The organism is Rheinheimera oceanensis (assembly GCF_018831085.1).
Lineage (GTDB): Bacteria > Pseudomonadota > Gammaproteobacteria > Enterobacterales > Alteromonadaceae > Alishewanella > Alishewanella oceanensis.
The window spans coordinates 61212-74008 of sequence record NZ_JAGPNM010000003.1 but is presented as its reverse complement, the minus strand read 5'-3'; the positions used below and the strand labels follow the sequence as shown (position 1 = coordinate 74008).

The following is a 12797-nucleotide window of genomic DNA, read 5'->3' as shown; positions in this document are numbered from 1 at the left end:
TACGATCTCAGGCTTAACGAAATGGCGCCGGGTCGCCACGGCCTTCGCGCAGGATCACCGGCTCATCGTCAGACAAGTCAATCACAGTCGTCGGCGCTTCACCGATAATGCCGCCATGCAGGATTAAATCAACCTGCTTTTCCAGCCTTGCACGCATTTCTTCCGGGTCGCTTTCTGCAAATTCTTCGCCGGGTAAAATTAAACTGGTGCTCAGCAATGGCTCGCCAAGCTCAGCCAGTAGCGCCAGCGCAATTTTATGTTCCGGAATACGCAGGCCGATGGTTTTCTTTTTTTCGTTTAATAAACGCTTCGGTACTTCTTTGGTACCACGCAAAATAAAGGTGTAGGCACCCGGGGTATTATTTTTAATTAAGCGAAAGGCGCTGTTTTCTACTTTGGCATACACCGACAACTCGGAAAGATCACGGCATAACAGCGTAAAGTTATGATCAACGCTTACCTGGCGGATTTGTAAAATACGCTCCATAGCGTTTTTATCACCCACATGGCATCCCAGCGCATAACCGCTGTCGGTGGGATAAATAACCACGCCGCCCTGCTGAATAATTTGCACTGCCTGTTTTAACAGGCGCTGTTGCGGTGTTTCCGGGTGAATATGAAAAAATTGGCTCATTGTTATTCTTCTTTAAATTGTATTTTCTTTATTACAGTATGCGGCCTCAACAGCTTGTGGCTGTAATCCGGCCAGCGGCCAGTTAGCCCACACCGGTATTACATCGTCGGTTAAATATAGGTTTTTTCCGATATCATTCCAAGTTGTGACCTGATGAAAATCCGAGCCGACCGACGCCGTTAAACCATGTAACTGGCACAGTGCCCACAGCTCACGTTTTTGCACCGGCGTTTGCTGTGGCGAAATCACTTCTATCGCATCACCACCGGCAGCAGCAAACTGCTCTGCCAGCCGTTTTACCCATTTGGTTGTCAGCTTATATTTTAGCGGATGCGCCAGCACAGCCACACCACCGGCATCGTGGATCCATTTAATGGCGTCAGCCATTTCTATCCAGTTATTCGGCACATAACCAATTTTGCCGCGGCCTAAGTACTTTTTAAATACGCCATCCATAGTGCTGGCTTTACCAATACTGACCAGATGGCGGGCAAAATGGGCGCGGGTTAAGGCGGCACCATTAGCTAACTCAAGCACTGCAGGCAATACATCCGGGATCTGGCTTTTTTCCAGTCGGCGTGCCATTTCTTCTGCGCGCACTAACCTTGCTTGCTGTTGTGTGCCTAAGCGCTGTAAAAACTGTGGGCATTGTGGGTTAATATTTAAGCCGACGATATGAATTTCCAGCTGTTGCCAACTGGTAGAAATTTCCACGCCGTTAATCAGTTGCAGCGGTAATTGCTGCTCAGTAATAGCGTATTGTGCCGCAGCTAAACCGGCCACGGTATCATGATCGGTAATCGCCAGCACATCCACGCCCTTCTCTGCCGCACGTGCTACCAGATCAGCAGGCGAAAGTACGCCGTCAGAGCAGTGAGTATGGCTGTGTAAATCAATTTTCATCGGCACCTCAATATAAGCCGGCTATTGTCGCACAGCACCGGCTTATCGCAAAGCAAGGCATTAGCCATCTGGCCACTTATACGCTTTTATTTCTGTGTTATAACAAATAAGCACTTGACGCACGCTACCGTTTTGCGGTTTTATGTAGGCACAATAAACGAGGTTACTAAAGCTAATGCAATTTATCACAACCCTTAACCTGACTAACTGGTGGTGGCACATTCCCAACGGGCGTGTGTAGGCGTTGTATTAGCTTTAATTACCGAAGCCCGTTTCCACAAGAAGCGGGCTTTTTTTATGTGCCTGCAAAATTGTGCGAACCGGCTGAATAAAAACTGTGGAGCTGTATTTATGCATCATAAGGAAAAAGTGAAACATGATTTTTAGCCATATCACCGATACGCCGGGCGACATTGCCAGTATCGCCATGCAGTTGCCGTATCACAGCGATGCGCTGACCTGCTATAAGCAGCTTACAGCTCAAAGCCCTTATTCGCTGCTGTTAGAATCAGCCGAAATAGACAGCAAAGATAACTTAAAAAGCCTGCTGCTGATTGATGCGGCGCTGCGGATAGAATGCAACGACCAAACCGTGGTAATTAATGCCGTTAGCAACAATGGTGCTGTATTACTGCCTTATCTGGCCAGCAAACTCAGCCAAGATGCCGCGGTAGAACAAAACAAAAACAGGCTAAGTATTAGCTATCAGCGCCCGGCGTTATTGCTGGAAGAAAATGCCCGCTTACAGGCTGCCAACCCGTTTAGTGTACTGCGCACCTTGCAACGTGAGCTTAAGTGTCAGAGTGATGAACCATTCGCGGTGTTTTTAGGCGGCGTAATCGGTTATGACATGGTAGCCACAGTAGAGCAGTTGCCAAGCGTACCCACAGCAGAAAACCAATGCCCGGACTATGTGTTTTATCTGGCCGAAACGCTGTTAGTGCTGGATCACCAAAGCGGCCACAGCCGGCTGGTGGGCAACGTATTTTGTGGCGAGCAGGCACCCGCTAACTGTTTTGTGATTGGTAAACGGCTGGAGCAATTAAAGCAGTTGCTGCAAGCCCCCGTTGTTGCTACTACGGCAACAACAGCAATAAAAGCTGAGGTGCAGGTCGATATCAGCGATGCCGACTTTATGTCGCAGGTAGAGAAACTAAAACAACATATTGTCGCCGGAGATATTTTTCAGGTAGTGCCGTCGCGTTGTTTCCGCTTGCCTTGCCCTGATCCACTGGCCGCCTACGCCCGGTTAAAACAGCAAAACCCCAGCCCTTATATGTTTTATTTGCAGGATACTGCTTTTACCCTGTTTGGCGCCTCACCGGAATCGGCGCTAAAGTTTGATGCGAAAAGCCGCCAGGTAGAAATTTACCCGATAGCCGGTACCCGCCGGCGTGGTTTTAAAAGCGATGGCAGCATAGACCGCGACCTTGACAGCCGCATTGAGCTGGAATTGCGCCAGGATGAAAAAGAAAAAGCCGAGCACTTAATGCTGGTTGATTTAGCCCGTAACGATGTGGCGCGCATTAGTATACCGGGCAGCCGCTTTGTCAAAGAGCTGCTAAAGGTAGACCGCTACTCTTATGTAATGCATCTGGTTTCGCGCGTGGTTGGTACCTTAAAATCGGAGCTTGACGCGCTGCATGCCTACCAGGCCTGTATGAATATGGGCACGTTAGTGGGAGCACCCAAAGTAAAAGCGGCTGAGCTTATTCGTGGCGTAGAAGGCAAACGCCGTGGCAGCTACGGTGGTGCCGTCGGTTATTTATCCGGCAACGGTGACTTTGACAGCTGCATTGTGATCCGCTCGGCCTATGTCGCCAATAGCACCGCCTATATTCAGGCCGGAGCTGGCGTGGTGTTTGACTCTGTCGCTCAGGCCGAAGCCGACGAAACCCGCAGTAAAGCCCAGGCGGTTATCAGCGCCATTATCTCTGCGCATGATGCAACCCATGCCAGCACAGCGAGGAATAACTGATGGCCGTGATCTATTTACTCGACAATATCGACTCTTTTACTTACAACCTGGTCGACGAGTTTGCCCAGCTGGGTTATGAAATAAAGCTTTATCGCAATACCGTGCCGGCAGATTATATCTACCAGCAAATGCAGGCCGAAACTGCGCCAGTGCTCCTGGTATTGTCCCCAGGCCCCGGCAGCCCGGCACAGGCCGGTTCAATGCCAGCACTACTGAAACTGTGTGAAGCACAATTTGCAGTACTGGGCATATGCCTGGGCCATCAGGCCATAGTGGAGCACTTTGGCGGTGTGGTTGGCCGCGCCGGTGAAACCGTACACGGCAAAACAGCTTCAATAACACTGCAGAATCATCCGCTATTTGCCGGTTTACCTAACCCGTTTTTAGTGGCGCGTTATCACTCGTTAATGGCCACCGAAATGCCCAACGCCCTAACCTTACTGGCCAACGACAGGCATATCCCGATGGCGGTAATTAACGAGGATAAACGCATGCTGGGTTATCAGTTTCACCCTGAGTCTATCTTAACCACCTTAGGTAAACCGCTGCTGAAAAACAGCATTGATTATTTATTACGAGGCTGAAGATGACAGATCCGATATTAGCAACGGTACAGCTTAGCCTGAGTGGCCAGCCATTGAGCTTTGCCCAGGCCGAACAGTTTTTTACTGCCGTAGTAAAAGGCGAAGTAGAGCCGGTACACCTTACAGCGCTGTTAGTGGCGCTGAAAATGCGTGGCGAAACCGCCGATGAAATAGCCGGAGCCGCCAGTGCCTTGCGCTCAGCCGCTACCGAATTTCCACAACGCGCCGCCGGCAGTATCGACTGCTGCGGCACTGGTGGCGATGGTAGCAATACCATTAATATTTCTACTACCGCGGCTATTGTTGGCGCCGCCATGGGTTTAAAAGTGGTAAAACACGGCAACCGCAGCGTGTCATCCCGCTCCGGCTCTGCTGATTTATTAGAGCAACTGGGCGTGAATATTCACTTAGCACCACAACAAGCGGCAGACACCCTGGCACACTCTAACTGTAGTTTTTTATTTGCTCCGCTGTACCATGCCGGTATTAAGCATGCGATGCCGGTGCGCAATGCACTGAAAAGCCGCACCCTGTTTAACCTGTTAGGCCCGCTGGTAAACCCGGCTGCGCCGGATTATCAGTTGCTGGGCGTGTACGATGCAAAACTGTGCCGCGTTATGGCGCAGGCACTGCAGCAACTCGGCGTAAAACGCGCCTGGGTGGTACATGGCAGTGGCTGTGACGAGGTGGCGCTGCATGGCACCACCTATGTGTGCGAGCTTAAAGATGGTGAACTAACCGAGTTTAGCCTGACACCGGACGACTTTGGTGTAGATCTGACCCCGTTATCGGCGTTAGCGGGCGGCGAACCAGCCGATAACGCTGCCGCCACACTGGCGATTTTGCAAGGTGAAGGCCAAAGCGCACATAAAGCGGCTGTAGCGATAAACGTCGCCGCCATGCTGAAAATTGCCGGTATGGGCGATGATTTAAAAGTAAATACCCGTGCCGTGCTGGAGCTGCTAAGCAGTAATAAGGCGTTTGCTACCCTGTCGCAGTTTAAACAACTTAGTCAAATCAAGGAGCCGGCACATGGCTGAGCAAATGCCAAACGTACTGGCAGCCATTGTGGCGCATAAGCGCAACGAAGTGGCACAGCTGAAACAACAGCAACCGCTGGCGGCTTTTATCAGCGCAGTAAAACCCACCGGGCACAATTTTCTGGCTGCGCTGAAACAACCCGGCCCGCGCTTTATTCTGGAGTGTAAAAAAGCCTCACCATCAAAAGGGCTTATCCGCAGTGACTTTAACCTGACCGAATTAGCACAGGTGTATGGCCAATACGCCGATTGCATCTCGGTATTAACTGACGAAACCTTCTTTCAGGGCAAGTACGACTACTTACGTACTATGCGCACTTTAGTAGATAAACCGCTACTGCATAAAGACTTTATTATTGACAGCTACCAGATTTACTTAGGCCGTCACTACGGTGCCGATGCGGTATTGTTAATGCTGTCAGTACTAAACGACGATGAATACAGGGAGCTTGCCGCCACTGCCAAAGAATTAAATATGACCGTGCTGACTGAAGTAAGCAATGAGGCCGAAACCCTGCGCGCTGTGGCACTTAATGCTGAGCTTATTGGTATTAATAACCGCGACTTACGTGATTTAAGTACTAATCTGGATACCAGCTTTACGCTGGCGAAACTGATCCCCGCTGGCAGAACAATAGTATCTGAGTCAGGTATTTACACTAACCAGCAAGTGCGGCGTTTAGCAAAAGTGGCAGATGCGTTTTTGGTGGGCAGCTCACTAATGGCGCAAGCGGATTTAGCTGCTGCCACGCGCACGCTGGTGCTGGGCGAGCATAAAGTCTGTGGCCTTACACGACCGGAAGATGCCACCGCCGTTTATGCTGCAGGTGCCTGCTATGGCGGCTTAATTTTTTATCCGCCCTCCCCGCGTGCCGTTACGCCAGAGCAAGCCGCTTTAGTACAACAGGGTGCGGCACTGAAATATGTCGGTGTCTTTGTTAATGCAGAGCCTACCAAAGTGGCAGAGGTGGTGCACAACTTAGCGCTTAGCGCTGTGCAATTGCATGGAGAAGAAGATGATAGCTATATCAACACGCTAAAACCGCTGCTACCGCCACAATGTCAGATCTGGAAAGCCTACCGGGTAAAAGATGAATTACCGGCATTTACCCCACTTGCCGATCGTATTTTGCTGGATGCCTATCATCCCGGGCAACATGGCGGCAGCGGCATCAGCTTTAACTGGGCCTTGCTAACAGAACAAACAGCCAACCAGCCTGTTATGCTGGCCGGTGGCTTAAACAGTGATAACTGCCTTGCCGCCGCCGGATTGCCGGTGGCCGGGCTCGATTTTAATTCAGGGCTGGAAACTGCGCCTGGTATCAAAGATGCGGCGAAGATCCGCTCAGCCTTCACACTTTTGCGGGAGTTTCACTATGAGTGAGCTAAAACTTAACCCTTATTTTGGCCAGTACGGCGGCATGTTTGTGCCACAGCTGCTGGTACCAGCGTTAAAACAGCTGGAACAAGCTTATGTTGATGCCTTAGAAGATCCGGCTTTTCATGCCGAGTTTCAGCAGCTGTTAACCGAATACGCCGGCCGGCCAACGCCATTAACGCTGTGCCGCAATATTTCGCCCAACCCTTTGGCAAAAATTTACTTAAAACGTGAAGACTTACTACACGGCGGCGCACATAAAACCAACCAGGTACTGGGCCAGGCGCTGCTAACCAAGCGCATGGGTAAAAAAGAAGTGATCGCCGAAACCGGAGCAGGCCAGCATGGCGTGGCAACGGCTTTAGCCTGCGCCTTACTGGGCTTAAAATGCCGCATTTATATGGGCGCCAAAGATATTGAGCGCCAGCAACCCAATGTGTTTCGTATGAAGCTGATGGGCGCGACGGTAATACCGGTAACCAGCGGCAGCGGTACCTTAAAGGATGCGGTTAACGAAGCGATGCGCGACTGGTCGGCTACTTACGACAGCACTCACTATATGCTGGGCACAGCAGCGGGCCCGCACCCGTTCCCTACCATAGTGCGCGATTTTCAGAAGATGATTGGCGAAGAAGCCAAACAGCAAATCTTAAAAGCCGAAGGCAAATTGCCCGATACGGTGATCGCCTGTGTGGGTGGTGGCTCTAACGCTATTGGTATCTTTGCTGACTTTATTAATGAACCCGGCGTAAAACTGATTGGCGTGGAACCCGGCGGTAAAGGTATTGATACCCACCAGCACGGCGCAGCGCTGTCTACCGGCAGCTACGGCATTTTACACGGTGCTTATACGGCTATTATGCAAACCAGCGACGGTCAGATAGAAGAATCGTATTCTATTTCTGCCGGCCTCGACTACCCGGCCGTTGGCCCGCAGCATACCCATTTACAACAAACCGGCCGCGCCGAATACGTGGCAATAAACGACGATGAAGCCTTAGCGGCATTTCAGCAACTGGCCAAAAGTGAAGGTATTATACCCGCGCTGGAAAGCTCGCACGCGCTGGCCTATGCGTTAAAACTGGCAGCACAGGCAACTGCACCGACGGTATTGTTAGTTAACTTGTCCGGCCGCGGCGATAAAGACTTAGCCCATGTGCACAGCGTATTAGCAGGAGGTACGCTATGAAGCGTTATCAGCAAATGTTTAACCGCTTAAACCGCGAAGGCCGCGGCGCTTTTGTACCCTTTGTTACCATTGGCGACCCAACACCGGCGCTGTCGTTTGAAATTATAAAAACCCTGATTGATGCCGGTGCCGATGCACTGGAGCTGGGTATAGCGTTTTCTGACCCGATAGCTGATGGCCCAACGATTCAGGGTGCCAATATCCGCGCCCTGGCCGCTGGCGTCAGCCCGGCTATCAGCTTTGACATCATTGCTAAAATCCGCCAGTACCACGCCACTATCCCGATTGGTTTGTTGCTGTATTCCAACCTGGTGATGGCGCGCGGCATTGATGATTTTTATGTTAAAGCCGCGGCGGCCGGGGTTGATTCGGTATTAATTGCCGATGTGCCGCTGCACGAAAGCAAGCTGTTTCGCCAAAGCGCTGTTAAGCATGATATAGCCCCCATTTTTATTGTGCCGCCTAATGTGGATGATGATGACCTGCGCGAAATCGCCTCCTATGGCCGCGGTTACACTTATTTGCTCAGCCGCGCCGGGGTTACCGGAGCTGAAACCGTGGCCGCTATGCCCACCAGCGAGCTGATTGCACGTATTCGCAGCTATAACCCGGCACCACCGTTACTGGGCTTTGGCATCTCTACCCCGGGGCATGTGAAAGACGCTATTCACAGCGGTGCTGCCGGTGCTATCTGTGGTTCGGCTATAGTGAAGCTGATAGAACAGCATCAAAGCGAACCGGCAACCTTGCTGACACAGTTAAAGCAGTTTGTCAGCAATATGAAAGCCGCTACCTGAAAAAACAAAGCGACAGCCTGTTACTGCGACAGGCTGTCGACTAACTGAAACCTTTGCTTTAATGCATCAATTTCGACCTGATGGCTAAACAGAAAATGGTTAAATTGCTGTAACACCTGTGAGTTGTGCTGCTGTGGGTGGCGAATGGTTGATAAATGGAAGCTTACTCTGGTCATTGGCAGTTGGCTTGCCACCACTAAAGCCCCCTCCAACTGCTGATCCCGTAAAATCTGCTGCGCCACGTTGTATTCAACATCAGCACCTTGCAATTCGCCTTTCAATACCAGATGTAGTGCCGACACAGCATTGGGCACCTCATAAAGTTTAAACCGGTGTTCACTACGCAAATTAAGCCATGCGGTGGGGGTAAAACCATGGATCACCGCCAGGGTACGAAACTGGCTTAGGCTGATATCTCTGTTCGCTGGCAGTACCAGAGTGGTACCCAAATTATAAATCAGCGGATCACTGAAACTGCGGCTGGCCTGTACGCCCTGATACTTAACCCAGTTCGGGTTATCCGGATAAATAAAATCCACCAGACCATCCAGCTCATGATACAGCCGTTTTACCGGTAACGGCTGAAAACTAAACCGGTAACCATGTTTACTGGCAAATAATTGCAGCACTTCATTAGCAAAACCAGCGCTGTCTGCGCGGGTAAAATCGTAATGCGGGTAGAAATTGATATCTTCCGTGCCGACAGTAAACTCAGTTTGTGCAGCCACGCTGCTGATCAAGCTCAGTCCGAAAAAAACCGCTGTCAGATAGACTTGCATGCACACCTGCCAATACCAAACTTACTGCCTTTATACAGTGTAGTGAGCAAATGTTACTGCGCCAACCAGCAGTTTGGGAACATGGCGGAAAAAGCAGTCGATTTTTCTGCCGCCGCGCAGGATAATAGCGGCTTTATGCTAAACGGACCCACTTTTATGCAAATCAGCGACAACAGCGTAGTACAGTTTCACTACACCCTAACCGACGTCAGCAACGGCACAAGTGTTGAACTGGAAACATCAAACGGCAGCCACCCGCTGCTGTACCTGCACGGCCATGAGCAAATGTTACCGGCATTGGAGCAGGCATTAAGCGGCAAAACCGCCGGTGACAAGCTGGATATTACCTTAACACCAAGCGAAGCCTATGGTGAACGTGACGAAAATGCTATTCAAAGCATTCAGGTAAAACACCTGCTGGGGGCAAAAAAATGGCAACCGGGTATGACTGCTGTAGTGCAAACCGAACACGGTCAGCGCCAGGTCACTATTGTTAAAGTAGGTATGTTTAAAGCAGAGGTCGATACCAACCACCCACTGGCCGGGAAAACTCTCAAATTCGCCGTTGAGATAGTGTCGGTACGCGAAGCCACCGGTGAAGAAATTGCCCATGGCCACGCCCATGGTGAAGGTGGTCATCACCATCACTAAAGCTTTACACTGCTACACAACCGGCAGCTAAGCTTTTGTCGCTTAGTTTGCCGGCGTCACCTTAATCAGCTGGCCTTTGTCACTGTCGGTTAGTAAATACAAAGCCCCATCCGGCCCGCTGCGCACGTCACGGATACGCTGTTTCAGTTCACTAAACAGCACCTGCTCATGCACTATCTGCTGCTTTTCTATTTGCAGCCTATACACGCTTTTTGCTGCCAGCGCGGCCACAAAAATATTACCCTGCCACTGTGGGAATAGCTCACCACGGTATAACGTCATGCCCGCAGGGGCGATAGATGGTGTCCAACCCCAGACAGGTGCCTGCATACCACTGAAGGCAGTATAAGGGGATACTCTGGCACCAGTGTAATCTATACCTTTAGTGGCTACCGGCCAGCCATAATTCTCACCGGCTTGAATAATATTTAACTCATCGCCACCACGTGGGCCATGTTCGTGACTATACAGCGTTTGAGTTACTGCATCATAAAAAATACCCTGCACATTACGGTGCCCCAGGCTGTATATCTCAGCAACATAACCCGGCCTGTCAGCAAAAGGGTTGTCCGGAGGTATTGAGCCGTCAGCATTTAACCGCACTATCTTGCCCAAATGATTGGCCGGGTTTTGTGCCTGCTCACGGTAATCAAAACCATCACCCAACGTTAACACCAGACTGTTATCCGGCAAAAAAGCAATACGGCCACCAAAGTGGGCGGCACCGCTTTTTAGTGGTTGGGCCTGAAAAATACGTTTGATATTGTTAAGACCACTGGTAGTTAGCTCTGCACTGGCAAGACAGGTGTTATTAGCTTTTAATGTGCCACAGGCATAACTGAGCAGGATTTGACTATTACCGGTAAAACCCGGTGTCAGTATTACGTCTTGCAAACCGGCCTGTGCAGCCTGCAGCAGATCGGGTAAGGCCGGTTGAATGCTAAAACGTTCACTGCCATCCGCTGCCAGACGCTTTAGTGTGCCGCTACGCTCGGTCAGTAACATATCGCCATCCGGCAAAAACTCCAGCGCCCAGGGGTAATTCAGGTTATCAGCCAGAACTTTTAACTGATAAGACGGAGCTGCATTGAGCGCAGGTACGGCAAAAAGTAATGCCAGTAAAATAGCAAACCTAGGCATAATACTTCCTCCGTTTTAATAGCCATGTATAGCCCAGCATACCGGCACTGCTGCATAGCAACATACTGATAAGGCCCCCACCACTGCGGGTAGCCGCGATTAGTGTAGGCATAGGTGCTATGGTGTTAATGAGCAGTAGCATAAGGTACAGTACCACTGCGCCAAGCACGGCTGCCAGCCAGTACCGCCGCAATAACGGCAAATAATGCAGCAAAACAGCCACAATCAGCAGATTAACCAGAGCTATCGGTGCATAAGTTAAACTAAAATGGGTTAAGTCAAACCAGACAGTGGCGGCAATATCACCAGCTGCCACGCCGCCGGTTAACGCTGCTATTGCGGCCAGATTAAAACCACTTTGGGTAATACAAGCCAGCACTGTCGTTAGCAACACTGCCAATAACAGATACCACAGCAGAAACCAGCGCACAGATATCATTATATTCCCCTTCTTAAGAACAGTTTCAGGCTACCTTGTCAACACCAATGTAACAAGATTAATTTTAGCTGCAGCTTACTTATCAGGCACAGAAACTGCTAAAATCGGCTTATGCCTTTAATCAGGTAAACTGTTAACGTCGAATTGGCGTAATGTCAGTTCCTTCAGCCAAAAGAGCAGCTACCCTGTTATGCGTTATATCAATACCCCCAATTTTGACCATCAGCAAAGTGATAAAATAGGTATTCTGTTAACAAACCTTGGTACCCCGGACGAACCCTCGCCAAAAGCACTGAAACGCTACCTTAAGCAATTTTTATCTGATCCACGCGTAGTTGAAGTGCCGCGTTTGCTGTGGTGGCTGATACTAAATGGCGTAATCTTGCAATTCCGGCCACGCCGTTCGGCTAAAGCTTATGCCACAGTGTTTACCGAACAAGGCTCGCCACTGTTATTTCATACGCAAGCCCAACGCGATGCTATTGCAGTCCAACTAAAACAAGATGGCCTGAATGATGTGGTAGTAGAATTTGCCATGCGTTATGGCAACCCGGGTTTTGATTCGGTATTAGATAAAATGTTTGCCCAGGGCGTGCGCAAACTCATAGTGCTGCCGCTGTATCCGCAGTACTCTGCCTCTACGTCAGCATCGAGTTTTGATGAATTAGCACGTAATTTTATGCGCCGCCGTTGGCTGCCGGACTTGCGCTTTGTGTCACATTATCCAGACTACGCACCCTTTATTGCCGCCGCCGCAGACAAAATTCGTCGTCATTGGCAGCAACACGGCCAGGCCGATAAACTGATCTTGTCTTATCACGGCATACCCAAGCGCTATTTACTTAATGGCGATCCCTATCACTGTGAATGCTATAAAACCTCGCGCTTAATCGCTGAGCAACTGGGTCTGAACAAAGATCAGTATCTAACCACCTTTCAGTCACGCTTTGGCCGTGAAGAATGGCTAAAACCTTATACTGATGAAACATTAAAAGCCTTACCGGCACTAGGCGTAAAAAGCGTACAAATTTTTTGCCCTGGCTTCTCAGCTGATTGCCTTGAAACCATTGAAGAAATTGGCGAAGAAAACCGAGAGTATTTTTTGCATGCGGGTGGCGAGCGCTATGAATATATCTCAGCACTAAATGCCGATCCGCAACATATTAATGCGTTATGTCAGCTGATTAAAGATAACCTGCATGGCTGGCAGGTTAACACAGAGCCACAGCGTGCAATACGTGCCACTACCCTCAATTCAGAAAAGTACGGAGACTAAACAGCTTGT

Annotated in this window: 13 protein-coding genes; 8 read left to right on the top strand and 5 right to left on the bottom strand. The window is 50.1% G+C overall.

Annotated features, from left to right (window positions below):
* Window positions 1–13 precede the first annotated feature (13 nt).
* Both J3B89_RS08425 and rnm read right to left on the bottom strand, forming a co-directional pair.
* The gene (locus J3B89_RS08425) at window positions 14–634 is read right to left on the bottom strand and encodes an L-threonylcarbamoyladenylate synthase (RefSeq protein ID WP_215397103.1); all 621 of its coding nucleotides are present in this window, start codon (window positions 632–634) and stop codon (window positions 14–16) included.
* Between the two features lie 12 nt (window positions 635–646).
* On the bottom strand, window positions 647–1537 hold the full coding sequence (gene rnm, locus J3B89_RS08420; RefSeq protein WP_215397102.1) for an RNase RNM: 891 nt from the start codon (window positions 1535–1537) through the stop codon (window positions 647–649).
* Window positions 1538–1913: 376 nt separating this feature from the next.
* On the opposite strand from rnm, the gene J3B89_RS08415 reads away from it, so the two are divergent.
* From J3B89_RS08415 to trpA, 6 genes are read left to right on the top strand one after another with little or no spacing between them, the layout of a single operon-like run.
* A complete protein-coding gene (locus J3B89_RS08415; RefSeq protein ID WP_215397101.1) occupies window positions 1914–3515 on the top strand; it encodes an anthranilate synthase component 1 in 1602 nt (533 codons plus the stop codon).
* On the top strand, window positions 3515–4099 hold the full coding sequence (locus J3B89_RS08410; RefSeq protein WP_215397100.1) for an aminodeoxychorismate/anthranilate synthase component II: 585 nt from the start codon (window positions 3515–3517) through the stop codon (window positions 4097–4099). The genes J3B89_RS08415 and J3B89_RS08410 overlap by 1 nt, the downstream gene beginning before the upstream one ends.
* Window positions 4100–4101: 2 nt before the next feature.
* Entirely contained in the window at window positions 4102–5139 is a 1038-nt protein-coding gene (gene trpD, locus J3B89_RS08405) for an anthranilate phosphoribosyltransferase (protein ID WP_215397099.1), read from the top strand.
* Entirely contained in the window at window positions 5132–6523 is a 1392-nt protein-coding gene (trpCF, locus tag J3B89_RS08400) for a bifunctional indole-3-glycerol-phosphate synthase TrpC/phosphoribosylanthranilate isomerase TrpF (protein ID WP_215397098.1), read from the top strand. The genes trpD and trpCF overlap by 8 nt, the downstream gene beginning before the upstream one ends.
* Window positions 6516–7706, top strand: a complete 1191-nt coding sequence (trpB, locus tag J3B89_RS08395) for a tryptophan synthase subunit beta (RefSeq protein WP_215397097.1) — start codon at window positions 6516–6518, stop codon at window positions 7704–7706. Before trpCF ends, trpB begins: the two co-directional genes overlap by 8 nt.
* Window positions 7703–8503: a tryptophan synthase subunit alpha gene (trpA, locus tag J3B89_RS08390; RefSeq protein WP_215397096.1), complete on the top strand. Its 801-nt coding sequence runs from the start codon at window positions 7703–7705 to the stop codon at window positions 8501–8503. The genes trpB and trpA overlap by 4 nt, the downstream gene beginning before the upstream one ends.
* 20 nt (window positions 8504–8523) lie before the next feature.
* Here trpA and J3B89_RS08385 read toward each other — a convergent pair whose 3' ends face one another.
* On the bottom strand, window positions 8524–9243 hold the full coding sequence (locus J3B89_RS08385; RefSeq protein WP_215397095.1) for a type 2 periplasmic-binding domain-containing protein: 720 nt from the start codon (window positions 9241–9243) through the stop codon (window positions 8524–8526).
* A gap of 195 nt (window positions 9244–9438) precedes the next feature.
* Between J3B89_RS08385 and J3B89_RS08380 the strand changes: the two genes are divergently transcribed.
* Window positions 9439–9933 (top strand): FKBP-type peptidyl-prolyl cis-trans isomerase, encoded by a 495-nt coding sequence (locus J3B89_RS08380; RefSeq protein WP_215397435.1) that lies wholly within the window; start codon window positions 9439–9441, stop codon window positions 9931–9933.
* Between the two features lie 42 nt (window positions 9934–9975).
* Here the strand turns inward: J3B89_RS08380 and J3B89_RS08375 are convergent, their stop codons facing one another.
* Window positions 9976–11073, bottom strand: coding sequence for a PQQ-dependent sugar dehydrogenase (locus tag J3B89_RS08375; RefSeq protein ID WP_215397094.1), 1098 nt, complete (start codon window positions 11071–11073; stop codon window positions 9976–9978).
* A complete protein-coding gene (locus J3B89_RS08370) occupies window positions 11066–11512 on the bottom strand; it encodes a hypothetical protein (RefSeq protein ID WP_215397093.1) in 447 nt (148 codons plus the stop codon). The genes J3B89_RS08375 and J3B89_RS08370 overlap by 8 nt, the downstream gene beginning before the upstream one ends.
* Window positions 11513–11702: 190 nt before the next feature.
* Here J3B89_RS08370 and hemH point away from each other — a divergent pair, with 190 nt between their 5' ends.
* Entirely contained in the window at window positions 11703–12788 is a 1086-nt protein-coding gene (gene hemH / locus J3B89_RS08365) for a ferrochelatase (RefSeq protein WP_215397092.1), read from the top strand.
* Window positions 12789–12797: the final 9 nt, after the last annotated feature.

Excerpts from the sequence above, each read along its gene's own strand:
- J3B89_RS08425 (WP_215397103.1), bottom strand. The coding sequence starts at position 634 with ATGAGCCAATTTTTTCATATTCACCCGGAAACACCGCAACAGCGCCTG.
- rnm (WP_215397102.1), bottom strand. The coding sequence starts at position 1,537 with ATGAAAATTGATTTACACAGCCATACTCACTGCTCTGACGGCGTACTT.
- J3B89_RS08415 (WP_215397101.1), top strand. The coding sequence starts at position 1,914 with ATGATTTTTAGCCATATCACCGATACGCCGGGCGACATTGCCAGTATC.
- J3B89_RS08410 (WP_215397100.1), top strand. The coding sequence starts at position 3,515 with ATGGCCGTGATCTATTTACTCGACAATATCGACTCTTTTACTTACAAC.
- trpD (WP_215397099.1), top strand. The coding sequence starts at position 4,102 with ATGACAGATCCGATATTAGCAACGGTACAGCTTAGCCTGAGTGGCCAG.
- trpCF (WP_215397098.1), top strand. The coding sequence starts at position 5,132 with ATGGCTGAGCAAATGCCAAACGTACTGGCAGCCATTGTGGCGCATAAG.
- trpB (WP_215397097.1), top strand. The coding sequence starts at position 6,516 with ATGAGTGAGCTAAAACTTAACCCTTATTTTGGCCAGTACGGCGGCATG.
- trpA (WP_215397096.1), top strand. The coding sequence starts at position 7,703 with ATGAAGCGTTATCAGCAAATGTTTAACCGCTTAAACCGCGAAGGCCGC.
- J3B89_RS08380 (WP_215397435.1), top strand. The coding sequence starts at position 9,439 with ATGCAAATCAGCGACAACAGCGTAGTACAGTTTCACTACACCCTAACC.
- J3B89_RS08375 (WP_215397094.1), bottom strand. The coding sequence starts at position 11,073 with ATGCCTAGGTTTGCTATTTTACTGGCATTACTTTTTGCCGTACCTGCG.
- J3B89_RS08370 (WP_215397093.1), bottom strand. The coding sequence starts at position 11,512 with ATGATATCTGTGCGCTGGTTTCTGCTGTGGTATCTGTTATTGGCAGTG.
- hemH (WP_215397092.1), top strand. The coding sequence starts at position 11,703 with ATGCGTTATATCAATACCCCCAATTTTGACCATCAGCAAAGTGATAAA.